This window comes from Roseateles sp. (assembly GCF_039595295.1).
Lineage (GTDB): Bacteria > Pseudomonadota > Gammaproteobacteria > Burkholderiales > Burkholderiaceae_C > Roseateles.
On the sequence record NZ_JBCNLU010000042.1, the window covers coordinates 12155 to 37734 of the forward strand.

22 protein-coding genes and 1 pseudogene are annotated in these 25580 nt (G+C 69.2%); 14 read left to right on the forward strand and 9 right to left on the reverse strand.

All coding sequences use genetic code 11. The features are described 5' to 3' along the window. Window positions 1–26: 26 nt before the first annotated feature. The 3 genes from ABDW59_RS21180 to ABDW59_RS21190 all read right to left on the reverse strand — a co-directional run bounded on the left by ABDW59_RS21180 (window position 27) and on the right by ABDW59_RS21190 (window position 1527). Window positions 27–401, reverse strand: a complete 375-nt coding sequence (locus tag ABDW59_RS21180) for an HU family DNA-binding protein (protein WP_067067602.1) — start codon at window positions 399–401, stop codon at window positions 27–29. Between the two features lie 155 nt (window positions 402–556). Then, complete coding sequence (locus ABDW59_RS21185) at window positions 557–1111, reverse strand: LuxR C-terminal-related transcriptional regulator (protein ID WP_343632841.1); 555 nt, start codon at window positions 1109–1111, stop codon at window positions 557–559. Between the two features lie 8 nt (window positions 1112–1119). Next, window positions 1120–1527: a PaaI family thioesterase gene (locus ABDW59_RS21190; RefSeq protein ID WP_343632843.1), complete on the reverse strand. Its 408-nt coding sequence runs from the start codon at window positions 1525–1527 to the stop codon at window positions 1120–1122. Between the two features lie 185 nt (window positions 1528–1712). On the opposite strand from ABDW59_RS21190, the gene ABDW59_RS21195 reads away from it, so the two are divergent. The 7 genes from ABDW59_RS21195 (at window position 1713) to ABDW59_RS21225 (ending at window position 10890) form a co-directional block, all read left to right on the forward strand. Further along, entirely contained in the window at window positions 1713–2414 is a 702-nt protein-coding gene (locus ABDW59_RS21195) for a CoA transferase subunit A (RefSeq protein ID WP_343632845.1), read from the forward strand. A 10-nt stretch (window positions 2415–2424) separates the two neighbouring features. Continuing rightward, entirely contained in the window at window positions 2425–3063 is a 639-nt protein-coding gene (locus ABDW59_RS21200) for a 3-oxoacid CoA-transferase subunit B (protein ID WP_343632847.1), read from the forward strand. A 218-nt stretch (window positions 3064–3281) separates the two neighbouring features. Then, complete coding sequence (locus tag ABDW59_RS21205; protein WP_343632849.1) at window positions 3282–5015, forward strand: DUF1800 domain-containing protein; 1734 nt, start codon at window positions 3282–3284, stop codon at window positions 5013–5015. Window positions 5016–5029: 14 nt separating this feature from the next. Then, the gene (locus tag ABDW59_RS21210; protein WP_343632851.1) at window positions 5030–6418 is read left to right on the forward strand and encodes a DUF1501 domain-containing protein; all 1389 of its coding nucleotides are present in this window, start codon (window positions 5030–5032) and stop codon (window positions 6416–6418) included. A gap of 582 nt (window positions 6419–7000) precedes the next feature. Further along, window positions 7001–8527, forward strand: a complete 1527-nt coding sequence (locus ABDW59_RS21215) for a DUF1800 domain-containing protein (protein ID WP_343632853.1) — start codon at window positions 7001–7003, stop codon at window positions 8525–8527. Continuing rightward, the gene (locus ABDW59_RS21220) at window positions 8524–9915 is read left to right on the forward strand and encodes a DUF1501 domain-containing protein (RefSeq protein WP_343632855.1); all 1392 of its coding nucleotides are present in this window, start codon (window positions 8524–8526) and stop codon (window positions 9913–9915) included. The genes ABDW59_RS21215 and ABDW59_RS21220 overlap by 4 nt, the downstream gene beginning before the upstream one ends. A gap of 309 nt (window positions 9916–10224) precedes the next feature. Further along, window positions 10225–10890 (forward strand): LuxR C-terminal-related transcriptional regulator, encoded by a 666-nt coding sequence (locus tag ABDW59_RS21225; protein WP_343632858.1) that lies wholly within the window; start codon window positions 10225–10227, stop codon window positions 10888–10890. A gap of 85 nt (window positions 10891–10975) precedes the next feature. On the opposite strand, the gene ABDW59_RS21230 is transcribed toward ABDW59_RS21225, so the two are convergent. Further along, window positions 10976–12586 (reverse strand): alkaline phosphatase D family protein, encoded by a 1611-nt coding sequence (locus ABDW59_RS21230; protein WP_343632860.1) that lies wholly within the window; start codon window positions 12584–12586, stop codon window positions 10976–10978. 188 nt (window positions 12587–12774) lie between these two features. Between ABDW59_RS21230 and ABDW59_RS21235 the strand changes: the two genes are divergently transcribed. Then, entirely contained in the window at window positions 12775–13641 is an 867-nt protein-coding gene (locus ABDW59_RS21235) for a hypothetical protein (protein ID WP_343632862.1), read from the forward strand. Between the two features lie 69 nt (window positions 13642–13710). On the opposite strand, the gene ABDW59_RS21240 is transcribed toward ABDW59_RS21235, so the two are convergent. Both ABDW59_RS21240 and ABDW59_RS21245 read right to left on the reverse strand, forming a co-directional pair. Next, the gene (locus ABDW59_RS21240) at window positions 13711–14208 is read right to left on the reverse strand and encodes a disulfide bond formation protein B (RefSeq protein ID WP_343632864.1); all 498 of its coding nucleotides are present in this window, start codon (window positions 14206–14208) and stop codon (window positions 13711–13713) included. After that, the gene (locus ABDW59_RS21245) at window positions 14208–14675 is read right to left on the reverse strand and encodes a RidA family protein (RefSeq protein ID WP_343632866.1); all 468 of its coding nucleotides are present in this window, start codon (window positions 14673–14675) and stop codon (window positions 14208–14210) included. Before ABDW59_RS21245 ends, ABDW59_RS21240 begins: the two co-directional genes overlap by 1 nt. A 66-nt stretch (window positions 14676–14741) precedes the next feature. On the opposite strand from ABDW59_RS21245, the gene ABDW59_RS21250 reads away from it, so the two are divergent. The 4 genes from ABDW59_RS21250 to ABDW59_RS21265 all read left to right on the forward strand — a co-directional run bounded on the left by ABDW59_RS21250 (window position 14742) and on the right by ABDW59_RS21265 (window position 19321). Further along, window positions 14742–17267: a DNA internalization-related competence protein ComEC/Rec2 gene (locus ABDW59_RS21250; RefSeq protein ID WP_343632868.1), complete on the forward strand. Its 2526-nt coding sequence runs from the start codon at window positions 14742–14744 to the stop codon at window positions 17265–17267. Window positions 17268–17471: 204 nt separating this feature from the next. After that, window positions 17472–18137 carry a hypothetical protein gene (locus tag ABDW59_RS21255; protein WP_343632870.1) on the forward strand — a complete coding sequence of 222 codons (666 nt, stop codon included), beginning with the start codon at window positions 17472–17474 and terminating at the stop codon, window positions 18135–18137. Window positions 18138–18268: 131 nt separating this feature from the next. Then, a complete protein-coding gene (locus tag ABDW59_RS21260; protein WP_343632872.1) occupies window positions 18269–18652 on the forward strand; it encodes an MCP four helix bundle domain-containing protein in 384 nt (127 codons plus the stop codon). A gap of 432 nt (window positions 18653–19084) precedes the next feature. After that, window positions 19085–19321, forward strand: a complete 237-nt coding sequence (locus ABDW59_RS21265; RefSeq protein WP_343632874.1) for a hypothetical protein — start codon at window positions 19085–19087, stop codon at window positions 19319–19321. Window positions 19322–19379: 58 nt separating this feature from the next. Here the strand turns inward: ABDW59_RS21265 and ABDW59_RS21270 are convergent, their stop codons facing one another. The 3 genes from ABDW59_RS21270 to ABDW59_RS21280 are packed head-to-tail and all read right to left on the reverse strand — an operon-like array spanning window position 19380 to window position 21286. Next, window positions 19380–20210: a hypothetical protein gene (locus ABDW59_RS21270; protein ID WP_343632876.1), complete on the reverse strand. Its 831-nt coding sequence runs from the start codon at window positions 20208–20210 to the stop codon at window positions 19380–19382. Further along, window positions 20207–20980 carry a DNA adenine methylase gene (locus tag ABDW59_RS21275; RefSeq protein ID WP_343632878.1) on the reverse strand — a complete coding sequence of 258 codons (774 nt, stop codon included), beginning with the start codon at window positions 20978–20980 and terminating at the stop codon, window positions 20207–20209. The genes ABDW59_RS21270 and ABDW59_RS21275 overlap by 4 nt, the downstream gene beginning before the upstream one ends. A 42-nt stretch (window positions 20981–21022) precedes the next feature. Then, complete coding sequence (locus tag ABDW59_RS21280) at window positions 21023–21286, reverse strand: hypothetical protein (RefSeq protein ID WP_343632880.1); 264 nt, start codon at window positions 21284–21286, stop codon at window positions 21023–21025. Window positions 21287–21530: 244 nt separating this feature from the next. Between ABDW59_RS21280 and ABDW59_RS21285 the strand changes: the two genes are divergently transcribed. Continuing rightward, complete coding sequence (locus ABDW59_RS21285) at window positions 21531–23687, forward strand: S46 family peptidase (RefSeq protein WP_343632882.1); 2157 nt, start codon at window positions 21531–21533, stop codon at window positions 23685–23687. A 270-nt stretch (window positions 23688–23957) separates the two neighbouring features. Next, window positions 23958–25580 (forward strand): annotated as a pseudogene (locus tag ABDW59_RS21290) (hypothetical protein); the annotation flags it as partial.

Consider the following 25580-nt stretch of genomic DNA (forward strand, 5'->3'; position numbering starts at 1 on the left):
CCGCGATCGGCGCGATCCAGAAGTGATTACTTCTTGGCGGCCTTCTTGGCGGGCTTGGCGGCGGCCTTCGGGGCAGCAGCCTTGGCGGCCTTGGCCGGCTTTGCGGCAGCCTTGCGGGCGGCGGCCTTCGGGTCCACGGCGGCCTTGAAGCCGGCGCCCGGGGTGAACTTCGGCAGCTTGGCGGCGGCGATCTTGATCTTGTCGCCGGTGCTGGGGTTCACGCCGGTGCGTGCGGCGCGAGCGTGCTGCTTGAAGGAGCCGAAGCCCGGGATGGACACGGCGCCGCCCTTCTTCACCGTGGTGACCACGGCGTCCAGCAGCGTTTCCAGAATGCGGCCGGCTTCGGCCTTGGTCAGCTCATGCTTGGAAGCCAGGTGTTCGATCAGTTCGGTCTTGTTCATTCGATTGGACTCTTGCAAGTTAAGCCCGGCGCAGCGGCCGGACGGCGCGTATTGTGCGCGAGAAATCACTCGCGCATCCCCGGGTTGCCCCGCAAATCATCGATGAAATCGCACATCCGGGGGCAGGTCTTGCGCGATGCCCGTGTTAATGGGGGTTACGAGACCAGCAGCCTGTGCACCAGGTCCGGCGTGCTCGCCGCGCCGTACTTCTTCATCAGCCGCGCGCGGTAGACGTCGACGGTGCGCGGGCTCACGCCCAGCTTGCGGCCGATGAGCTTGCTGGTCAGGCCCTCGATCAGCAGTGCGGCGATCTCGCGCTCGCGCGGCGTGAGATCGGCCTTGAGCTGACGCGTGGCCGACAGGTCCTCGAAGCTCCAGATGCCGCTGGCGTGCGGCCGCGCCGGATCGAGCGCGCGGCCCGACACATGGCACCAGAACATCTCCCCGCCGCGCGGTCCGCCCACGCGCTTCATCACCCGCTCGTCGGCGTAATAGCCGTCGGCATCGAGGCTGGCGACGATGCGCTCGCCGGTGCGCTCGAATTCGGCGGGGCTGGGATAGAGCAGCGCGAAGCTGCGATCGATGAGCTGCTCGCGCTGCGCGCCGAACATCTCGAGCAACAGCCGGTTGCAATCCTTGATCAGGCGGTTCTCGGAGATCACCAGGCCGATGGGCGCCTGATCGAAGGCGGTGCGGTAGTCCAGGCTCACGGCGTCGCTCACAGCAGCGCGTAGGTGGTGGTGGACTGCACGGCCAGCTTGCCCTGCTCGTCGAGCAGGTCGATCTGGCCGAAGGCGAGCTTCTTGCCGCAGCGCAGCAGGCGCGCCTCGATCGTGCAGCGCGCGCCGGAGACCGGGCGCAGGAAGCTGGACTGCAGCTGGACCGTGGTCATGGGGCGGAACTCGCCGAGCTCGCTCATCATCAGCAGCACCATCGCGGTGTCCGCGGCGGCCATGCTGGCCTGGCCGCACATCACGCCGCCCACATGCACGAGCGCCGGCGTGACCGGCATCTCCATGCGGAGCAGCCCGTTCTCCGCATGGACGGGCTGGATGTCGAGTGCGAGGATCCAGGGCGCGAAGATCTGCGGGATCTGCGCGCGCAACTCGTCGAGGGGCATGGGCATCGGGATTCCTTGTCTGGCGTCGCTGCGGGGTCGCTGGCGGGGGATGATGCTTAATCAATTCTACGTAGCGCTTACGTAATGGCTTACGTAGTAGATTCGCCGACGGAGTTCAGGCCGCGCTCGACATCGCCCGTTGGGGTGAGCGCGCGGGCGACGCGGTCGGGACCGGCAACAGGAGACAACGGATGAACAAGCTTTATCCCAGTGCCCATGCGGCGTTGGAAGGGGTCGTCGGCGACGGACAGTTGCTGGCGGTGGGCGGCTTCGGCCTGTGCGGCATTCCGGAGGCGTTGATCGCGGCGCTGCGGGACAGCGGCGCCAAGGGCCTGACGGTCATCTCCAACAACGCGGGGGTGGACGGCTTCGGCCTGGGCCAGCTGCTGGAGACGCGGCAGATCAAGAAGATGATCTCCAGCTACGTCGGCGAGAACAAGGAGTTCGAGCGCCAGTACCTGGCCGGCGAGCTGGAGCTGGAGTTCACCCCGCAGGGCACGCTGGCCGAGAAGCTGCGCGCCGGTGGCGCGGGCATCCCGGCCTTCTTCACCCGGACCGGCGTCGGCACGATGGTGGCCGAGGGCAAGGAGATCCGCGAGTTCGACGGCCACCAGTACGTGATGGAGCGATCGCTGAATCCGGACGTGGCGCTGGTGAAGGCGCATGTCGCGGACAAGAGCGGCAACCTGGTGTTCCGCCGCACGGCGCGCAACTTCAATCCGGCGGCCGCGATGGCGGGCAAGGTGACGATCGTCGAGGTGGAGCAGGTCGTCGAGGTCGGCGAGCTGGATCCCGACGCGATCCATCTGCCGGGGATTTATGTACACCGCATCGTGCACAACCCCAATCCCGAGAAGCGCATCGAGAAGCGCACCATCCGTCCCGCCGCCTGAGGAGATCGACATGCCCTGGACCCAAGACCAGATGGCGGCACGCGCCGCGCAGGAGCTGGAGGACGGCTTCTATGTGAATCTCGGCATCGGCATTCCGACGCTGGTGGCCAACTTCGTTCCCGCGGACAAGGAAGTCTGGCTGCAGAGCGAGAACGGCATGCTGGGCATCGGCCCCTTCCCGACGGATGACGAGGTCGACGCCGACCTGATCAACGCCGGCAAGCAGACGGTGACGACCATTCCCGGCAGCTCGATCTTCGGCAGCCATGACAGCTTCGCGATGATCCGCGGCGGCAAGATCAACCTGAGCATCCTCGGCGCGATGCAGGTCAGCGAGCACGGCGACCTGGCCAACTGGATGATCCCCGGAAAGATGGTGAAGGGAATGGGCGGCGCGATGGACCTCGTCGCCGGCGTCCCGCGCGTGATCGTGCTGATGGAGCACGTGGCCCGCAAGAAGGACGGCACGGAGGATCTGAAGATCATCCCCAAGTGCACGCTCCCCCTGACGGGTGTCGGCGTCGTGAACCGCATCATCACGGACCTGGCGGTGATGGACGTCACCCCGCAGGGTCTGAAGCTGGTCGAGCTGGCCCCCGAAGTCAGCCGCGAGTTCGTCCAAAGCAGGACCGGCGTCCCGCTGCTCTGAACGACGACGCCCCGCAAGGCAGCGAAGCAAGGGCCAGGCAAGACCTGGCCCATTTTCATGTTTGTTTCCGCCTAACCGAGCCTGAAGCAAACCGCCCGTGCGGAAATCACGCCGCAACAAGCTGTTGCCGGGCCTTTCACCTGTTGTACGAATGACGGTGCATTCGTGCGAATTGATCGTCACCATCGCGCATCCGCTGCTTCGAGCCGATGCCCGAGATGACTGCCGCACCGCCCCTTGCCGAGATTGAATCCCCTGCCATCGCAGCCGATGCGGGTCCGCTGGCGAGTCCGCTGACGGCCTCCTCCGGCGTGGCCGCCGCCGCCTTGTCGGCGTCGCTGCTGGCGGCCTGCGGTGGCGGCGGCGGTGACGCCTCCGGTCCTGACACCAGCGGCAGCGGCAATCCCGGCAGCAATCCGCAGACCTCGACTCCACCGACCGATGCCCAGGCCGCGCGCTTCCTGGCGCAGGCGGGTTTCGCCGCGAGCACCGCCGACATCGCCACGGTGAAGTCCATCGGCTACTCGGCCTGGCTGGACCAGCAGTTCGCCGCGCCCCGCAGCCAGAGCCATTACGACTGGCTCAGCGCCAAGGGCTACAACGTCGAGGCCTACCGATTCAGCCTGGCCGGCGTCGACGCCACGCTGTGGCGCAAGTTGATCGGCTCGCCGGACCAGCTTCGCCAGCGCGTGGTGCTGGCCTTGTCGGAGATCTTCGTCGTCTCGATGAACGGCCTGCCCATCAGCTGGCCGGGCCTGGCCACCGGCGCCTACGTCGACATGCTGGAGTCCAACTGCTTCGGCAGCTTCCGCGCGCTGCTCGAAGGCGTCACGCTGTCGCCGGCGATGGGTGTGTATCTGGCCATGCGCGGCAACCGCAAGGAAGATCCCAAGACGGGCCGTCAGCCCGACGAGAACTATGCCCGCGAGGTGATGCAGCTCTTCACCATCGGCCTGACGCAGCTGAATCCCGACGGGACGCCCAAGCTCAGCGGCGGCAAGAGCACCGACACCTACACCCTGGCGCAGATCACCGAGCTGGCCCGGGTCTTCACCGGCTGGGACTTCGACACCGCCGCGCCCAACGGCGCGGACCCGAGCTACATGAAGCGCCCGATGGTCAACACCGCGAGCCGTTTCTCCACCGGCGCGAAGAAGGTGCTGGACGTCGCCATCCCCGACACCGCCGACGGCGCCGCCGCGATGAAGATCGCGCTGGACACGCTGGTCGCGCATCCCAACGTCGGCCCCTTCATCGGCCGCCAGCTGATCCAGCGTCTGGTGTGCTCCAGCCCCAGCGCGGCCTATGTGCAGCGCGTCGCCGCGGTTTTCGACAACAACGGCCAGGGCCAGCGCGGCGATCTGCGCGCGGTGATCCGCGCCATCCTGCTCGATGCGGAAGCCCGCCAGCCCTCGACCGGCCCGGCCACCGGCAAGCTGCGCGAGCCGGTGGTGCGCCTGATCCAGTGGGCGCGCAGCGTGAACCTGAGCTCGCCCGGCGACCTCTGGGCCATCGGCGACACCAGCAACCCCGCCACGCGTCTGGGCCAGAGCCCGATGCGCAGCGGCTCGGTCTTCAACTTCTTCCGGCCGGGCTACGTCCCGCCGAACTCGCAACTGGGCGCCAACGCGATCACCGCGCCGGAGTTCCAGCTCTGCAATGAATCGACCGTCGCCGGCTATCTGAACTTCATGCAAAGCCTGATCGGCAACGGCATCGGCGACATGAAGCCCGACTACACCGCCGACCTCGCCGTGGCCGCCGATGCCAATGCGCTGGTGCAGCGCCTGGCGCTCTTGATGACCGGCGGCGGCCTGGCCGACGCGACCGTCGCCACCATCGCGACCGCCGTCGGCTCGATCAAGGCGGACACCGACGCCGGCAAGCTCAACCGCGTCAAGGCGGCCTGGCTGCTGCTGATGGCCGCGCCCGACTATCAGGTGCAGAAGTGAACGGGAAGCCTGTCATGCCTCATGTCTCCAAGCTGCCGGCGCTGCGCCGCCGTGAGTTCCTCAAGCGCGCCTCGGCGCTGTCGGTGGCCGGCACGGCCGCGCCCTGGGCCCTGCAGCTCGCCGCGATCAACGAGGCCGCGGCGGCGGCCGTCCCTGGCGACTACAAGGCCATCGTCTGCCTGTTCCTGTATGGGGGCAACGACTACGGCAACACGCTGGTCCCCTACGACGCCGCCAGCCACCAGGCCTACGCCGCCATCCGCCAGACCCTGGCCACGCCGCGCGAGCAGCTGGCGGCGACCGCGCTGACGCCGTCGGTCGCGCTGCCCGACGGCCGCCAGATGGCGCTGGCGCCGACGATGTCCGCGCTCAAGCCGGTCTTCGACGCGGGCCGCCTGGCGGTGATGCTGAACATCGGCACGCTGATGCAGCCCACCACGCTGGCGCAGTACAAGGCCGGTAACGTGCCGCTGCCGCCCAAGCTGTTCTCCCACAACGACCAGCAGAGCCTGTGGCAATCGTCCAAGCCGGAGGGCTCCACCTCGGGCTGGGGCGGCCGGCTGGGCGACCAGTTCCTGGGCGGCAACGGCAACGCGACCTTCACCTGCATCAACGTCTCGGGCAACGCGGTGTTCATGTCGGGCGGCCAGGCGGTGCAGTACCAGATGAGCAGCTCCGGCGCCGTCGCCCTGAACGGCGCAACCAAGCCGGTCTTCGGGTCGCAGGCCTGCGCGGACGCGCTCAAGGCCTTGGTCACCGCCGACCGCTCGCACTGGATGGAGCAGGAGCTCAACCGCGTCACCGCGCGCTCCATCAGCGCGCAGGGTACGGTGAGCACCGCGCTGGCCTCTCAGACCCTGCAGACGGCCTTCGAGACGAACAGCCTCGCGGCCCAGCTGCAGACGGTCGCCCGGCTGATCGGCGCGCGCTCGGCGCTGGGCGCGACGCGGCAGGTCTTCTTCGTCTCCATCGGCGGCTTCGACCTGCACGACAACCTGGTCGCGCAGCATCCGGGTCTGCTGGGGCAGGTCGGCAACGCGATGGCCAGCTTCGACGCCGCGCTGCGCGAGCTGGGCGTCGCGCAGAACGTCACGACCTTCACCGCCTCGGACTTCGGCCGCACGCTGAGCTCCAACGGCGACGGCTCCGATCACGGCTGGGGCAGCCATCACCTGGTGATGGGCGGCGCGGTCAAGGGCGGGCGCTTCTACGGCCAGCTGCCCTCGGTCAGCGTCAACGGTCCGGACGACGTCGGCCAGGGCCGCTTGCTGCCGACCACCGCGGTCGATCAGCTGGCTGCGACGCTGGCGCTGTGGATGGGCGTGTCCCCGACCGACCTGCCGGGGGTGCTCCCGGGGATCGTGAACTTCAACCAGAAAGACCTCGGTCTCTTCGCGGCTTGAGCGAGGCCCGCTCCCGGCGTCGATCGCCGGGATTGGCGGGTTTGTCGCCGTCAATTACATCGGCGTCGACAGCCGCGGAGGACAAGCGATGCGGGCGGGCGGGGAGGGCGGTCCCTGCCGCGTGAGAAGCCTCACGATCGCGCGGCCAGGACCGGAAGAATTACCGGTTGATCGGCGACAGGGCCGATGATCACTGGGGAAACTCGCGTTCGTCGAGGTCGAAAGCCACGGTAACCGAATGCGTTTCCCAGTCTTTCCGCTGTTGCGATTGGGCGGCTGATTCAGGGGGCGGAACTCCCTAGAGTCCCGGGCGTCAGCAGTACCGACCCCGCCCACGCCATGTTCCGATTCCCCTGGTCTTCCGCCGCCGTGACGGCCGCCGCCGCCGCGCTCAGCGCCTGCGGTGGAGGAGGAGGCGACTCCGGCTCCTCCGAGCACCCGAGCGGCGCGCCGACGCCGTCGCCCGCTCCCAGCCCCGCACCGAGCCCCGCCCCCACGCCGGCTCCGGCTCCCGCGCCGGGAACGGACAACGGCGGCGCGCCTGCCCCCGCTCCCGCTCCCGCGGCGGCACCCGCGGCCACCTTGCCGCTGCCCACCGACGCCCAGGCCGCGCGCTTCCTCGCGCAAGCCGGCTTCGCCGCGAGTGAGGCGGACATCGCCAGCCTCAAGTCCATCGGCTACAGCGCCTGGCTGGACCTGCAGTTCCTCGCGCCGCGCAGCGAGTCGCACTGGGACTGGATCATCCGCAACGGCTACGCGGCCGAAGCCAACCGCTACGACTTCTACAACGGCTTCTACAAGAGCGTCTGGTGCAAGTTCATCAGCTCGCAGGACCAGCTGCGCCAGCGCATGGTGCTGGCGTTGTCGGAGATCTTCGTGGTCTCGGGCATGGGCTTCTCCTCGGCCTGGCGCACGATGCTGATGGCCGGCTACGCCGATACGCTGGAGGCGAATGCCTTCGGGACCTTTCGCCAGCTGCTCGAGGCGGTGACGCTGTCGCCGGCGATGGGCGGCTACCTCGCGATGCGCGGCAGCAAGAAGGAGGATGCGGCGACCGGCCGTCAGCCCGACGAGAACTTCGCCCGCGAGGTGATGCAGCTCTTCACCATCGGGCTGGTGCAGCTGAATCTGGACGGCACGCCGATCATGAGCGCCGGCCGCCCGATCGAGACCTACGACCAGACCACCGTCACGCAGATGGCGCGGGCCTTCACCGGCTGGGATCTGGACACCGCCAGCACCGGCAGCGAGTACGGCAACCTGCGGCTGCCCATGAAGCACAACGCGTCGAATTTCTCGACCGGCGCGAAGTCGGTGCTGGGCACGACCATCCCGGCCGGCGCCGACGGTCCGACCGCCTTGCGGCAGGCGCTGGACGTGCTCGCCAATCACCCCAACGTCGGCCCCTTCTTCGGGCGGCAGCTGATCCAGCGCCTGGTCTGCTCCAACCCGAGCGCGGCCTACGTGCAGCGCGTCGCGCAGGCTTTCAACGACAACGGCCAGGGGGTGCGCGGCGATCTGAAGGCGGTGCTCAAGGCGGTGCTGCTGGACGTCGAGGCCCGCCTGCCCGAGGGCGGCGCCAGCTCCGGCAAGCTGCGCGAGCCGGTGCAGCGCTTCATCCAGGTCGCGCGCAGCAGCGGCATGGTCGCCACCAGCGGCTGGAGCGGCACCTATCAAACCCTGGACGCCGAGAAGCACCTGGGCCAGAGCCCCTTCTTCAGTCCCTCGGTCTTCAACTTCTTCCGGCCGGGCTACGTGCCGCCGAACTCGGCCATGGCGGCCAGCGCGACGACGGCGCCGGAGTTCCAGCTGCTCAACGAGGTGACCGTCACCGGTTACCTCAACTTCATGCAGGACGTGCTGACCAACGGCTTCGGCGACGTCAAGACGGACATGGCCGCCGACGTGGCGCTGGCGGCCGATCCGCGCGCGATGGTGGCGCGGCAGGCGCTGCTGCTTGCGGGCGACGGCATCTCCAACGCCACCCAGCAGCGCATCGCCACGGCGCTGTCCTCGATCGGCGCGTCCACCGACGCCGGCAAGCTCAATCGCGCGCGCGCCGGCTGGATGCTGCTGCTGGCGTGCCCGGAATATCAGGTGCAGAAGTGACCCACATCTCCAAGCTTCCTTCGCTGCGTCGCCGCGAGTTCCTCAAGCGCGCCTCGGCCGTGTCCGTGGTCGGCGGCGCCGCGCCCTGGGCGCTGCAGCTGGCCGCGATCAACGACGCCGCTGCGGCCACGGCCTCGCCCGGCGACTACCGCGCGCTGGTGTGCGTGTTCCTCTATGGCGGGAACGACTACGGCAACACGGTCATCCCCTACGACACCGCCAGCCATCAGGCTTACCAGGCGATCCGCCCCACGCTGGCCATTGGCCGCGACGCGCTGGCCGCGACCGCGCTGGCGCCGACCATCGCGCTGCCGGACGGCCGGCAGATGGCGCTCGCGCCGGGGCTGTCGGCGATCAAGCCGGTGTTCGACGCGGGTCGGCTGGGCGTGATGCTCAACGTGGGCACGCTGATGGCGCCGACCACGCTGGCGCAGTTCAAGGCGGCCAGCGTGCCGCTGCCGCCCAAGCTCTTCTCGCACAACGACCAGCAGAGCCTCTGGCAGTCCTCGAACGTCGAGGGCGCGACCACCGGCTGGGGCGGCCGCATGGCCGACATGATGCTGGCGGCCAACGGCAAGTCCGCGCTGACCTGCATCAACCTGTCGGGCAACGCCGTCTTCCAGGCCGGCAACTCGGCCTTTCAATATCAGATGGGCGCCGGCGGCAAGCCGCCCATCAACGGCGTGGGCAGCTCGCTGTTCGGCTCCTCGGCCTGTGCCAGCCTGCTCAAGTCGCTGATCAGCGAGGAGCGCAGCCATGCGATGGAGCAGGAGCTCAATCGGATCACGGCGCGCTCGATCGATCTGCAGTCGACCCTGAGCTCGGCGCTGGGCGGCGGCGCCTCGCTGAGCACCGCGTTCGCGACGGACTCGCTGTCACAGCAGCTCAAGATGGTGGCGCGGCTGATCGGGGCGCGCTCGGCGCTGGGGACCACGCGGCAGGTGTTCTTCGTGTCGCTGGGCGGTTTCGATCTGCATGACGGGCTGACCTCGCGACATCCGCAGTTGATGCAGCAGGTGGGCGGCGCGATGGCCAGCTTCGACGCGGCGATGGGCGAGCTGGGCATGTCGGATCGTGTCACGGCCTTCACCGCCTCGGACTTCGGCCGCACGCTGAGTTCCAACGGCGACGGCGCCGATCACGGCTGGGGATCGCATCACTTCGTCATGGGCGGCGCGGTGCGCGGCGGGCGCTTCTACGGGACGGCGCCGTCGGTGAGCGTCAACGGGCCGGACGACGTCGGCCAGGGCCGGCTGCTGCCGACGACGGGCGTCGATCAGTTGGCCTCCACGCTGGCGCTGTGGATGGGCGTGCCGGCGACGGAGTTGCGTACCGTGTTGCCCAACATCGGGAACTTCGCGACCAGCGATCTGGGCTTCATGGCCTGAGCGATCTGGACGAGCTGATCGACTTGAGCGGCGCGGGCGGCGCGGGCGGTCGGCGCCGGCGGGAGCGCCCGGCGGCCCCGGGGATCGCCCCGGGATCGCACCGGGACGGTGCTTTCCGGAATCCGTCGATGGAAAGCGACATCGCGTCCCCCCAGGCCTAGGGGGCGGCACGGCGCAAACGCGGCTACGCAAGCGGCGGGCGCCGATCTACCATTCGCCCTGGCGCCCGATATCGCCTTAACCGGCCTCAGACCGGAAAGACGGGCGTCGCGGGCTCGGTATCGAAGAAACCGAACAGTGGAGGCCGCCATGGACGGAACACAGGGGAGGACCCCCGAGTTGGGATGGCTCGTGTCCTATCGCGGGCCGGAGCGCCGGCGCGGGACGCCGGATCGCTGGTGGCGCCATGCGCTGGAGGAGATCGACCTGGGGGTTTGTCTCGTGACCGGCGACGGACAGCTGCTCTATGCCAACAGCAGCGCGCGCGGGCAGCTCGACGAGCGCTCGCCGCTGCAGCTCATCGACGGCGCGCTGGTGGCGTCGCAGCGGCTGGACCAGCAACGGCTGGAACAGGCGCTCGCGGACGCGCAGCGCGGCTTGCGTCATCTCATCTGTCTCGGACGTGGCGGGTCGCGGCTGTCGCTGTCGGTGCTGCCCTTGCAGGACAGCGCGATGCGGCAGGGTCAGGCCTTGCTGGTGCTGGGCAAACGCAGCCTGTGCGGGGAGCTGCCGATGTTGGCCTTCGCGCGTGAGCATCAGCTGACGGCGGCCGAGCGGCAGGTGCTGCAGTCGCTGTGCGACGGGCTCCAGCCGCAGGAGATCGCGCAGCGCAACGGCGTGGCGATCTCGACCGTGCGGACGCAGATCGCCAGCGTGCGCGCCAAGACCGCGACCGAGAGCATCCGGGAACTGGTGTCCTTGGTGGCGCAGCTGCCGCCCATGCAGGGCGTGCTGCGCGGGATCGAGCTGCGCTGAGCGTCGGCCTTGCTCCCTCTCCCGCTTGCGCGAGCAGACCGGCGGCCTTGCTCCCTCTCCCGCGTGCGCGTGCAGACCGTCGGCCTTACTCCCTCTCCCGCTTGCGGGAGAGGGCGGGGGAGAGGGTCTTCGTATACAGCGCGCTGCCTTCCAGATCCTTCAAGGTCACCGTCATCGCCTGCGTCTTCGCGTCGATGTCCACCTGCCCGAAGAACTGCAACCCGCTGCTCGGCGGCGCATTCGCATAACCCGGACCCTTCTGATAAACGACCTGCATCCCGAAGGTCCCGTCGGCCTTGTTCGGCCCGAAGCCGCCCGCATGCAGCGGGCCGGAGACGAATTCCCAGAAGGGCAGGAAATCCGTGTGCTTCGCCGCCTTGGCGGGGTCGAAGAAATGGGCGGCGGTGTAGTGCACGTCGGCCGTCAGCCACACGATGTTGTACAGCCCGGCCTTCTTGATCTCGCTGAGCAAACGCGCGATCTCCAGCTCGCGGCCGCGCGGCGGGCCGTCGTCGCCGTTGGCGATGGCCTCCCACTTGTCCCGGCCCTCGGCGTCCTTGCCGTCGTTGACGTGCAGCCCGATGGGCATGTCGGCCGCGATCACCTTCCAGGTCGCCTTGGAGCGCTTGAGTCCCTCCAGCAGCCACGCGATCTGCGGGCGGCCCATGAAGGCGCTCTCGGCGTTCTCCTCGGTCTGCAGATTGGGGCTGTTGGGGCCGCGGTAGCTGCGCATGTCGACGACGAAGACGTCCAGCAGCGGGCCTTGCGGCAGGTGGCGGTAGATGCGCTCGCTCTCGGCGTCGCCAAAGCGACGCATGGGCGCGTACTCCTGGAAGGCCTTGGTCGCCCGGGCTACCAGCAGCGGGACGTGCTTCTCGGTGTAGCGGGCGTCGCCGCTCAGGTCCTTGGAGTCCGAATAGTTGTTGGTGACCTCATGGTCGTCCCACTGCCAGATCTGCGGGATCTCCGCGGACATCCGCCGGATGTTGGCGTCCATCAGGTTGTAGCGGTAGCGGCCGCGGTACTCGTCCAGGGTCTCGGCGACCTTGCTGGTCTGCTCGGTGACCAGATTGCGCCACAGCGTGCCGTCGGCCAGCTTGACCTCGGCCTCGATCGGACTGTCGGCATAGATGGTGTCGCCCGAGTGCAGGAAGAAGTCGGGGTTGACGCGCCGGATCTGCTCATAGATCCGCATCCCGCCCCATGACTCGTTGATGCCCCAGCCCTGGCCGCAGGTGTCGCCGCTCCAGACGAAGCGGACGTCGCGCAGCGCCTTCGCGCCGGCGGCTTGCGGCAGACGCAGATGGCCGGGGACGGGCTCGGACAGGACGCGCTCGTTGCGCAGGTCCTGCAGGACGACGCGGTAGAAGAGCTCCTGACCCGCGGGCAGGCCGCGCAGATCGATGCGACCGGTGAAGTCGGAGTCCTCCAGCAGATGCGGGCCGCGGATGCGTTGCAGGTGCGCGAAGCTGGCGGTGGTGGACCACTCGACCCACAGCCGAGCGGGACGATCGCTGCGGGTCCAGATCACGGCGGCATCGGCGAGCGGATCGCCGCTCTGGATGCCGTGGGGCATCTGCGGACGCATGGCGTCACGGGTGATCAGCGCCGGGGCCTGCGCCTGCGCGCTGTGCGGCGACAGCAGCGAGGCGCCGCCGATCAGGGCGCTGGCGTGGAGGAAGCGGCGGCGGTCCATGCGGGTCTCCTGACGATCACGCGAAACGACGAAGCCCGCGATGCTGCCCGGAGGGTGTGACGAACCGGTGACGTGCGGCCCTCATTCGACGCGAGGAGTGTTCGACGTGAACCGTGGGTTGGTCGAATGCGGAACTGTTCGTTTGCGGTAGGGGCACTAGCCCGCTTTCCCCTCCAGACATTTCCAACATGCCGCCGTCCATCCCACCGCGCACCTACGGTGCGTTTGCCCCGCCCGCCGAAGCTGGCGGAGACACCTCCCCAGTTGCTTCTTCGACCCCGGGTCGGTCCGAAGAGCTTCAGTCCGAGTCCTACAAGCCCTACAAGCCGGACAAGCCGGAGCTGACTTACATCGAGCTGCAGGGCGCGCAGAATGCGATCGCGCGTCGCAGGATCCAGAAGGACAGCGCGCTGACGCCCAAGTCCGAGGTGGTGTATTCATCCTTGAAGCATGACGCCGGCCAAGCCGACAGGGCGGGCGAGGCGCTCTACGCCAAAGCGGACATCACCGCGAAGCGGCCCCGGCAGGCGACGCCGGCGTCGGTCGAGCGCGGCAACGGCAAGGCGCCGCCACTGATGTCCAGCCGAGGCGCCTTCCACCCTGAAGCGGCCAAGGCGATGACCGGTGCGCGGGAACGCTTGTCCACGGCCATCGGTGACATGGTCCGCGACTTCGCGACCTCGATTCCGAAGCAGTCTCTCTTCAGCAAGGACAAGAGCACCTATGGCGCCGGCGCCGCGGTGGCCGCGCTGGTGCGTGATCTGGCCGGGGACAAGATCGCCGGTCTTGCGGACGGACTGGCCGCCGCTTCGCACGGGGGCCGGCAGGACTCGATCGACGCGACGGACAAGTTTGTCGGTCGCTCGGTGTCGGCCATGACCGCACAGGCCATCGCCGGTCTGAGCACCTCGCAACGCAAGACCCTTCAGTCCCATCTGAAGGACGGTAGCGCCCTGCGACAGGCATTCCTGGCCGCCGAGCCCGACCGGTCGACGGGCGCGGCCCGGTATGCGCGGGAGTGCTTTCTTGAGGCGCTCTCCGGCAAGAGCGCCTGATTCTTGCCGGAGCCCTCTGGTGCTCTGTCGAGCCGGCGGCCCCAGCAACTGGAGCGCGCCGGCGCTTGCTCATCGGCGCAGAGCCGCCCCCCGCTTGAGCGTCAGCAAGCACAGCAACGCGATCAGCGTGAACAGCGCGCCGCTCCAGATCTCGTACGGCAGGCCCAGCAGCGTGTATGCCGAGGCCTCGCTGCACGAGGCCGTGACCATGAACACGCTGGGGAAGCGCGCCTCCAGATCCAGCGCGCCCAGCACGCGATCGGCGAAGGTCATGTCGCAGCTGGCCAGCTTGGAGGCGACCTCATGCTGATAGCCCGCCGATACCAGACCCGCCACGCCCAGCAACGCCGTCAGCAGCAGCGCCAGCACGCGCGCGAAGCCGATGCGCTGCAGGATCCAGCCCAGCGCGCTCACCGCCGCGATCAGGAGGAAGATCCCCCGCTGCATCACGCACCAGGGGCAGGGCTTGACGTCGAAGTGGTACTGCGCGACCAGCGCGGCCGCCACGCCCGCGATCGACACCAGCGCGCTGAAGGCCAGCACGCGGGATGCGCTCAGGCCTCGCATCAGTCGGCGATCTCGGCGATCAACTCGATCTCGACGCAGGCGCCCATCGGGATCTGGGCCACGCCGAAGGCGCTGCGCGCATGCGCGCCGGCTTCGTGCCCGAACACCTCGCCGAACAGTTCCGACGCGCCGTTGGTCACCAGATGCTGCTCGGTGAAGTCGCCGGTGCTGTTCACCAGGCTCATCAGCTTGACGATGCGCTTGACCTTGTTCAGGTCGCCCACCGCCGCATGCAGCGTGCCCATGAGGTCGACGGCGATGGCGCGCGCGGCCAGCTTGCCGGTGGCCGTGTCGGTGTCCTTGCCCAGCTGGCCGACCCAGGGCTTGCCGTCCTTCTTCGCGATATGACCGGAGAGGAACACCAGGTTGCCGGTGCGGACGAAGGGCACGTAGGCCGCGGCCGGAACGGCCACGGGCGGCAGGGTGATGCCGAGTTGCGTGAGGCGGTCGTAGACGGAGCTGGTCATGAGGATCTGCGCGGAGTTGAAAAAATTCGTCGCGAATCCTACACCCCGTCCTGGTGCTGGAGCAGCGTGCCCGCAGCAGCCTTGCTCGGCATGGGGATGGTCCATCTGCGGCCCGATCTCCCCGACACCCGCGAGTGGATCGCCGGGCTGCTCGCGATGGGCCTCGTCGTGGTCGCGCTGCTCGTGGATCGGATCGTCGCGTTCGTGCGTAGGCCGGGCGTGACCTCGGCGACGGTTGGGCGTCTGTCGTCCGGAGATCAGCCGAGACCGGCCCGCGCCGCGCGTTGGCGCTGGCTGGCGTGGGCGCTGCTCGCGGCGCTTGCCGGCTTCGGTCTCACCGCTTGGCGCGCCGAACTGCGCATGGCCGAGGTGCTCCCCCGCACGCTGGAGGGCCAGGTCTTGACCCTGACCGGCCGCATCGCCTCGCTGCCCCAGCGCACCGAGGGAATGGGCGGGGTCGAGGGCTGGCGATTCGTCTTCGAGGTCGACGGCGCCGCCGTGCCGCCGCGCGTGCTGCTGTCCTGCTACCAGATGCCGTCGACGCCACGAGCCGGGGAGCGTTGGCGGTTCTCCGTGAAGCTGCGCCGTCCGCATGGTCTGGCCAATCCCCAAGGCTTCGATCAGGCGCTGTGGATGCTCGAGCAGGACCTGCCCGCCGCCGGAAGCTGCCGCAGCAAAGGTCAGCAGCGGCTCGCGCCGAGTGGATTCGGTGTGACCGAGCTGCGCCAGATGCTGCGCGATGCGATCGAGCGGCATCTCGTTCGCCATGCCGGCCAAGGGGCTGGCGTCCGCGCCGGCAGCCCCGGGAGCATCGGCGGCGGAAGCGGCGGAAGCGGCGACAGCAGCATGGGCGGCAGCACGGAGAGCCGCCGCGGCACTGGCGTGCTGGCGGCGCTCAGCTTGGGCGACCAAGGCGCGGTCGGAGCGGCCGACTGGGCGCTCTATCGCGACACCGGCGTGGCGCACCTGCTCAGCGTGAGCGGTCTGCACGTCACCATGTTCGCTTGGCTGGCCGGCGCCATCGCCGGCGCGGCCTGGCGGCGCAGTGCGCGCCTGTGCCTGCGCTGGCCGGCGCCGCGCGCGGCGATGTGGATCGGTGTCGCGGCGGCGGGGTTGTATGCGCTGTTCTCCGGCTGGGGCGTGCCCGCGCAGCGGACCTTCGGTCTGCTGCTGATCCTGGCGCTGCTGCGGCAGGCCGGCGCGCGCTGGCCTTGGCCGATCAGCCTGCTGGTCGCCGCAAGCGGCGTCTGCCTGGCTGATCCTTGGGCGCTGACACAGCCCGGCTTCTGGTTGTCCTTCTGCGCGGTTGCGCTGCTGATGGCTGCGGATCTGCGCGCGCACGTCGGCCTGCGCGGCGCGCTGCACGCGGCGTGGCGGACCCAGTGGCTGGTCACGCTGGGGCTGGCGCCGCTGACGCTGCTGCTCTTTCATCAGCTCTCGCCGGTGGGGCTGCTCGCCAACGCGGTCGCCATCCCGCTGGTGACCTACGCGATCACGCCGCTGGCGATGCTGGGCGCGCTCCTCCCGCCGCTGTGGACCGTCGGCAGTGGGCTGGTGTCGGGCCTGAACCTGCTGCTGGAGATGCTGCGCGACCTCCCGCTCGCCGTCTGGCACGTGCCATGGGCGCCGGGCTGGGCGAGGGCGCTCGCGCTGATCGGCGGTGTGGCGCTGGCGCTGCCGTGGCCGGGGCGGCTGCGGCTGGCGGGCCTCGCCTTGTGCGTGCCCATGCTGTGGCCCGCGCTCGGCCGACCGCCGGAGGGCCATTTGGAGGTCTGGCTCCCTGACGTCGGCCAGGGCGGCGCGGCGATGCTGCGCACGCGAAGCCACACGCTGGTCTTCGACTCGGGGCCGCGCTGGGGGCCGGGGTCGGACGCGGCGCAGCGCGTGCTGCTGCCGCTGCTGCGCGGATGGGGCGAGCGCCGCGTCGACCTGCTGATGGTCAGTCATGCCGACCAGGATCACGCGGGTGGCAACGCCAGCCTGCTCAAAGGGATCGCCGTGGAGCGGCGGCTCGGCGCGGTGCCGGACGGCGAGCCCTGCGTGCGTGGTCAGCGCTGGACCTGGGACGGCGTGCGCTTCGAGGTCCTGGCCCCAGCGCCGGGCGAGGGCGCCGAAGCCAAGCGCAATGCAGCGTCCTGCGTGCTGCGCGTGGAGGCCGCCGGCCGGCGGGTGCTGCTGACCGGCGACATCGAATCCCCGCAGGAGGCGCTGCTGCTGCGTCGCGAAGGCGAAGGCGGCTTGCGCAGCGAGGTGCTGGTGGTTCCGCATCACGGCAGCAAGACCTCGTCGTCGATGGCCTTCGTGCAGGCGGTCGCGCCGCAGGTCGCGGCCGTCCAGTCGGGCTATCTGAATCGCTTCGGGCATCCGAGGCCTGAGGTCGTGGCGCGCTATCGGTCGGTGGGCGCGCTGGTCTTGAACAGCGTGGACTGCGGCGCATGGCGCTGGCGCAGCGATGGCGTCGCGTCGTCGCCGGTCGCCGGCTGCGAGCGGGCCCAGCGCCGGCGCTACTGGTTGCCGCCGCCGGCGATCGCGGTCGAGGACGACGAGTCCGTGGACTCGCGCGGCGCGGCCTGGGAGCCTGGCACCCCGTGAGCCCGCCAGGACGGCCCGTCGATCCATCGGCCCATCGGCCCATCGGCCCATCGGCCCATCGGTCTGTCGGTCCGATCTGCCGGTCATGCCCGCCATCGCGGCGTCCGTCGGATCTCCTGCCTGTCGCTCCGGCGCCTGAGCAGACGAGCGGCTACATTAGCCGCCGGTCGCCGGCATGGTGTCGGGGACGGGGAGATCTCAAGCATGAAGACAGCCGGGCGCATCCTGCGCACGACGATCGTGATCGCGTGGACCTGGAGCGCCGCCCTTGCGTCGGCCGCGCCAACCACGACGACGCCGTTCGTCGACGACGAGCTCGCCGGTTTCTCCACCCGTGAAGCGAATCAACGCGCGATGCGCGTGATCGACCGCGCGGGCGCCGTCTTCGACCGGCTGCGCACCGGCGTCGCCGGCCACCTCAAGAGCGCGGCCGCGGGCCGGGCCGATTGCCCGTCGCGCGCGCTGGACCGAGCCGTCGACAGCCTGCGTCCGATCGACGACGACGCGCGCGCCTACCTCGACCAGGCCTGGTGGCCCGAGGGCGATCCCGGCGACCGCGAGGCCGCGATGGACGTCTTCGAGGAGCTCAATGCCGAGATCCTGGGCGGTTGGCTGTCCATCATCCGCGCCTACCGCGTGGCCGGTTGTCTGGTCCGCGCGCAGCAGCTGATCCAGGAGGCCCGCCATCTGTACGCCGGGCCGGTGTACGCCAGCTGGCTCAAGGACTTCGACGCCGAGCAGACGGCGCTTGATCGCGCTCTGGCCGCCGCGGCACCGCGCAAGCCGGCCGCCTCCGCCACGTCTGCGACGCCCGCCACGCGGCCGGGCGCGTCCGCGCCGGGCAAGGGCGTCCTGGCTCGCTTGCCGTAGGAAGACGCGCCGCGCCGGCGCCGGCTCGTTCCGCCCCGCTTGCCTGTCCCTCGCGCCGGGGCCATGACGGCGCGCGCTCGGCGTGATAGCTTGCCAAGTTGGCCCTGGAATGGCGCCGACGGGAGGCTGACATGCGACTGCTGTCCGACTTGAAGGTCGGCGTGAGGCTCGGTCTGGGCTTCGCGCTGCTGGTGCTGTTGATGCTCGCGATGGGCGCGTTTTGCGCCAATCGCGTGGCGCAGGTCCAGGCCAAGGTCGACGATCTGGCCGACAACTGGTTGCCGAGCACGCAGAAGCTCGCGCAGATCGGTGAATCCATGAACCAGATGCGCCGCGCCGAGCTGCAGATGCTGGTCGGCGGCGACGCGAAGGCGGTCGCCGACGAGGCCGCCCGGCTGACCCAGCAATGGCAGGTGCTGCCCCGGCTGCTCAAGGATTACGACGGTCTGGTCGCCAGCGACCGCGAGCGCGAGGCCTTCGACACGATGAGGCGCCAGCTCGACGATGGCTGCTGACGCGCTCGCTGACGCATCCGCTGCGCGTCGCGGCCGAGACCGCCGGCCGCATCGCCGGGGGCGACTTGCGTGATGTCGCGGCGGCCTCGCGGGCCGATGAACTGGGCGATCTGCTGCGGGCCTTGAGCGCGATGCGCGACGCGCTGCATGCGTCGGTGTCCACCGTGCGCGCCAGCGCCGACCACATCGCCGAGGCCAGCCGCGAGGTCGCCTCCGGCAGCAGCGATCTGTCGTCCCGCACCGAGCAGGCCGCCTCCAGCCTGGAGGAGACCTCCGCCGCCATGCATCAGCTGACCGACGCGGCGCGGCAGAGCTCCACCAGCGCCGACGCCGCCAGCCGCCTTGCGCAGGACGCGGCCGGCGTGGCCAGCCGCGGCGGCGACATGGTGGGCCGCGTCGTGCAGCCGCGTTGTCGGCGACGCGGGCGCGACCATGGGGCAGGTGGTCGAGGCGGTGAATCAGGTCAGCCGCCTGATTCGGGACATCGCCGCCACCGCCGGCGGGCAGACGCAGAGCCTGTCCGAGGTCAACGCGGCGGTGTCGCAGCTCGACGGCATGACGCAGCAGAACGCCGCGCTGGTCGAGGAGTCCGCCGCCGCGGCCGAGGCGCTGCAGTCGCAGGCGGCTCAGCTCGCGCAGGTGGTCGCGCGCTTCCGGCTGACCGGATGACGCGGGCGCGACGAGGTGTCGCCGGCGGACCCGGCGCGCGCCGGGTCGCGGGGCTCGTTCAGGCGGTGAAGACCAGCGCGATCTGTTCCGGCTCACGCATGCGGCGCGTGGCCGGCTTGGCGACGATCTCGGTCGCTTTCAGGTGGTCGGCCAGGAAGCGCACCGTCTCCGGCGAGGCCGCCATCTCGCGCGCGATCACGGCTTCCAGCTCTGACGGCCGCAGGTCCATCGCGGCGCACAGCTTGAGCAGGCGCGACTCGACTTCCAGGTAATGGCGCTCCACCGTCAGCTTGCGCGAGAACAGCCCGATCACCTGGCCCACCCGCAGCACATGCGCGTCCAGCAAGGCGACGTCCTCGGCCGCCGACCAGGCGCGCACGATGGACGAGGCCGTCTTCGGGCCGACGCCGGGCAGCGCCATCAGCCAGTTGCGCACCTCGTAGCCGGCCGCGAAGTCCGGGGCCGACAGCAGCGCCGGCATCACCGCCGCCAGATGGCGGGCTTTCTGCTCGGCGAAGCGGAAGCTCAGCGTCTTGCCGTTGACCAGCAGCGGCTCGCTCAGCCAGCCGGTCAGCGTGGCCTCGCACATGCCGGGTTGCACGAACGCGCCGCGCTCACGCACGCGGTCGAAGGCGGCTTCGCCCAGCGCGACCGGAATGCCGGGCCCGCCCAGCAGCGAGGCGCCGACCTCTTCCGCCAGCGTGCGGCCCGAGGGCGTAGGCGCCGGCACGTCCAACCGATGCGTCAGGGCCAGACGCGTCCAGTAGGCGGGGGTGGGGAACTCGTCCAGCGCGCCCCAGCGCACACCGGGCAGCAGGTCCTGGTCGGGATTCGGGAGTTCGCGCTGCAGGGAGCCTTGGCGCGCGACGATGGCAACGATCTGGGTCATGGGGCGACGCTCCTGAGAGCGGCTGGATAAGCGGTGTGCAGCCATTGCGCGAACGCGGCGCGTTCGACGGGGTCCATGGCGTGGACACGTTCTTGCAGGCGCTCGAGGCGCCGCTTCAAGGTTTGACGATCGCGGAAGTTGTCGCCGCGATGGCGGGGGTCGTGAAGGATCTCGGGCGGCTCGAAGTTGAACCACAACGTCTCGGTCCGGACGTCGACATGCGTCTTGGCCTGGAACTCGCGGGTGCGCCAACCGGGCAGCATCTCGTCATAGAGCGGATGCGCGTAGCCGGACAGGATCACCTTGCAAGGCAACGCGACCAGCACAGACAACAACGCCGCGTGGTCCGCGGCGTCGTATTCATGCCGATAGATGCGCCGCTGCCGACGCGTCTCCGGGTGATACGGCGGGTCCGCGTAGACCAGCTCGTCCCCCCGGAACGCGTATCGCGCGAGAAATTCCTCCGCGCGGGCGCACACCAGCTCGACGCCGGGCGGGAGCTCGTTCCCGTCCGATCGCAGTCGCTGCATCACCCGCTCGTCGGCGTCGATGGCGATGGAGCGCTCGGCCGGCAGCTTGTTGCGCAGCACCGCGCCGCCGCCGACGTGGGTCTCGATGTACACCCGGTGCGGAGGCATCAGGTTGATGACGTGCTGAAACGTCTTGCCTTTGCCGCCTGGATACTTCATGGGTCGAATCATCGTCAGAAGTGACGATGATGTCAAGTCGATGACGCGCGGAAGGGCGCGCGCGATCGACCATCCGAGCAAGACGCCGCAGCGCCGCGGCTGCGCGACCTTGCCGTCAGCCCTTCACAGGGCCGTGAGCCAATCGCAGCGCAGGCGCCCCGCGCGATGCAGCCGGCGCCGGCTGCCGGTGTAGACCATGGGCAGCAGCCAGGCCAGCAGGCACAGCGGCAGCGCCATCCAGGCCTGGGTCAGCAGTGCGCCCGGCACGCCCATGAATCCCAGCATCCAGATCGTCAGCACCAGGTTCCAGACCGCGAGCTCCACCGGGTGGCGTGCGCTGTGCATCACCATCCAGCGCTTCACATGGCTGAGTTCGTTCAAGGTCATGGCGGGCTCCTGGACGGCGGGAACCGTGGCTGAGAGGGGCGAGGTGGGCGAGCAGCGTGCCGGTGACGTCCGGCGCGCGGGAAAACCCGATTGTAAGTTTCGGGTCAGCAAAAGCCTCCCCCACGTTCTTGGAATCCCGACGGCAATCCCGGGTATGCGAGGGTGCCGATCGGCATGGGGGAGGGGTCTGTCCCTCGTGTATGGTTCTGCCCTTCAACTTTTGGTCGGGACAGGAGTCCTTCTGATGAAACGAATGATCTGGGCCTCGATGGCCCTGGCCGCGTTCGCCGCCCAGGCGCACGAGGGCATGTGGATGCCGCAGCAGCTGCCGCTGGTGGCCAAGGACATGAAGGCCGCCGGCCTGAAGATCGACCCGGCGCGGCTGTCGCAGCCGCTGGGCTATCCGATGGGGGCCGTCGTCAGCCTGGGCGGCTGCACGGCGTCCTTCGTCTCGCCGCAGGGCCTGGTGGTGACCAACCACCATTGCGCCTTCGGCAGCATCCAATACAACTCCACGCCGCAGAAGGACCTGCTGAAGAACGGCTTCCTGGCCGCTTCGCTGGCCGACGAACTGCCGGCCGCCCCGGGCAGCCGCATCCTGGTGACGGTGGCGCTGACCGACGTCACCGACAAGATCATCGACAAGAAGACCGCCGCGCTGCAGGGCAAGGCTCGCTTCGACGCGATGGAGGCCAACCAGAAGGCGCAGATCGCCGCGTGCGAGAAGGACTCGGGTCACCGCTGCTCCATCGGCTCGTACTACGGCGGCCTGATGTTCCAGCTGGTCAAGCAGTTGGAGATCCGCGACGTCCGCCTGGTGCATGCGCCGGCCGAGGGCGTGGGCCTGTTCGGCGGCGACACCGACAACTGGGTCTGGCCGCGTCACACCGGCGATTACAGCTTCTACCGCGCCTACGTCGGCCCGGACGGCAAGCCGGCCGATTTCAGCCCGAACAACAAGCCTTTCGTGCCGCCGCACGTGCTGAAGCTGGCGAGCTCGCCGCTGAACGAGGGTGATTTCGTGGCCGTGGCCGGTTACCCGGGCCGCACCAACCGCCATCGCCTGCCGCAGGAGGTGGACTTCGCGTTCTCCTGGGACCTGCCCACCCGCGTGAAGACCATGGGCGAGCAGCTCGCCACGATCAAGGAGGCCACCGCCGGCCGCCGCGACGCGGAGATCAAGCTGGCCAACACCGTGGCCGGGGTCAACAACTACTTCAAGAACTACCAGGGCCAGATCGCCAGCTACACCGGCAGCGACATCCTGGCGCGCAAGCAGGCCGGGTATGCCGCCATGAAGGCCTGGGTCGAGGCTGACGCCAAGCGCCGCGCGCTTTACGGCCCGTCGCTGGCCGAGGCCGAGCGCGTCATCGCCGAGCGCCAGGTCAACACGCGCCGCGAGTTCCTGCTGTCGTACGCGACGCCGACGCTGCTCAAGAGCGCGTCCGATCTGTACGAGCAGGCGCTGGAGCGCCGCAAGCCCGACGCCGAGCGCAAGGCCGGCTTCCAGGACCGCGACCAGCTGCGCCGCAAGCAATCGTTGGAGACGGTGGATCGCCGCTTCGACGAAGCGACCGAGAAGAAGCTGGTGTCGCACTTCCTGACGCAGTACCTGGCGCAGCCGGCCGACCAGCTCAACGCCGCCTTCCTGAAGGCCTTGGGCGTGAGCGCCGGCATGGACGCCGCGGCCGTGACGGCCCGCGTGGACGGGCTGTACGCCGGCACCAAGCTGACCGACAAGGCCGAGCGCAGCGCCTGGCTGACGCGCGACGCCGCGGACTTCGAAGCCAGCGCCGACACGCTGGTGAAGGCCGCCGTGCTGCTGCACGCCGACGAGCAGGCCCGCGAGAACCGCGACAAGGAACTGGCGGGTCGTCTGCAGCAGGCGTACGCGACGGTGATGCAGGCCGAGATCGACTTCAAGGCCAGCCGCGGTCAGGCTGTCTATCCGGACGCCAACAGCACGCTGCGTGTGGCCTTCGGTCAGGTCAAGGGCCGCAACCCCGGCGTGGACGGCACGACCTGGACGGCGTTCACGACGCTGCGCGGCATCGTCGCGAAGAACACCGGCTCGGGCGAGTTCAACGCCCCGGCCGAGCAGCTTGCCGCGATCAAGGCCCGTAACTTCGACAAGTACGGCGTGAAGGCGCTGGACTCGGTGCCGGTCAACTTCCTGGCGACGCTGGACACGACGGGCGGCAACTCGGGTTCGCCGGTGCTCAACGGCAAGGGGGAACTGGTCGGTCTGCTGTTCGACGGCACGCTGGACGCGGTGATCTCGGACTGGGACTTCAACGACAACATGAACCGCAGCATCTGCCTGGATGCGCGCTACATGCTGTGGCAGATGAAGGTCGTGGACAAGGCGGACCGTCTGCTCAAGGAGATGAACGCGCTGTGATGGCGATGTTCCCCTGACGCGTTCCGACGCTGAAACGCCCCGCCTCGCGCGGGGCGTTTTCGTTGGAGCGTTCGTTCTGGCGACTGGCCTGGATGGGTGGGCATTCCATCACGGACAAGGGATCGACCAGCCGAGCGACTGGCCTCCATGTGCAGTTCGACGGCACGTTGGAGCTGGTATCAAGGGTGCGGATCTCCGATTGAAGTTATGGGCGAGGGGAAGTGGGCGGCAGACAGTCCGGACCTTCCTTCTTCGAACCGAAAGCACCTCATGACCAAATCCGTCGCGCCGTCGAAGCTCCTGGATCGGGAGCTGGTTCAATCCACATCGGCAGAGGGCCCCGCGGCGCAGGGCTCGGCCGCGAAGCGCAAGCGCGCGGAGGACGAGCAGGAGAACGTGGTTCACCCGCCGACAAGCACTGCTTCGGTTGACGAATCGACCGAGGCGTCGCAAGGGATGCCGGACAGCTCAGGGGATGCGCCCGCAGTTGCCGCGGCATCGGCCGAACCTGTCGAAACAGATCGCGCAGTCGCTCTGCCTTGGGCCGCGCTGGGCGGTCTGGGTTTGGTTGGCGCCTTGGCCGGCGCTGCAAGTGGGGGCTCGAAGTCGAGCGCGGCGACGCAAGTGCCGACTGGCCAGGAGCCGACGCAGTCGGGGCAGGGGGGCAAGAGTGATGGCGGAGAGACGCCGGCCAAGCCGGCGCCTGTCGCGCCGAAGCTGGAGACCGGCGGATCGAGCGGGCCGGTCAATGCCGAGGGTGGTGTGAAAGTCGGGGGGCTGAACCCTGGCCAGGACTGGGAATACAGCCTGGACGGTGGCAAGACCTGGCACCCCGGTCAGGGCGATGGCGTTCCGGCCGGCGCCTTGGCGGAGGGGAAGAACGAGCTGATCGTCGTCGCCGTCGACAAGGATGGCAAGCGCAGCGAGCCGGCGACGATCGAGATCTCGAAGGACACGCAAGTCGTGGCGCCTTCGGTCGAATCGAGCAACGGGACTGCTCCGATCAACGGCGAAGGCGCGATCAAGGTTGGTGGCATCGAGGCCGGCGGCAAGTGGGACTTCAGCTTGGATGGCGGCAAGACCTGGACGTCGGGAACCGGCGATTCGATCCCCGCCAACGCGCTGGGCGAGGGCGCCAATCACGTCACCATTCGCCAGACCGATGCGGCGGGCAATCAGTCGACGAGCCAGATCGACATCGTGAAGGACACGCAAGTCGTGGCACCTTCGGTGGAATCGAGCAACGGCTCAAGCCCCATCAATGCCGAAGGGTCGATCAAGGTCGGTGGCATCGAGGCCGGCGGCAAGTGGGACTTCAGCTTGGATGGCGGCAAGACATGGACGCCGGGCACCGGCGATTCGATCCCCGCCCACGCGCTCGCCGAGGGCGCCAACCATGTCACCATTCGCCAGACCGATGCGGCGGGCAATCAATCGACGAGCCAGATCGACATCGTGAAGGACACGCAAGTCGTGGCACCTTCGGTGGAATCGAACAACGGCTCGAGCCCCATCAATGCCGAAGGGTCGATCAAGGTCGGTGGCATCGAGGCCGGCGGCAAGTGGGACTTCAGCTTGGATGGCGGCAAGACATGGACGCCGGGCACCGGCGATTCAATCCCCGCCCATGCGCTCGCCGAGGGCGCCAACCATGTCACCATTCGCCAGACCGATGCGGCGGGCAATCAGTCGACGAGCCAGATCGACATCGTGAAGGACACGCAAGTCGCGGCACCTTCGGTGGAATCGAGCAACGGCGCGAATCCGATCAATGGCTCCGGCTCGGTGGCCGTATCCGGCCTGGAGACCGGCGCGAAGTGGGACTACAGCCTGGACAACGGCGCGACCTGGAAGCAGGGCGTCGGCTCGTCGATCGCCGCCAACGATCTGAGC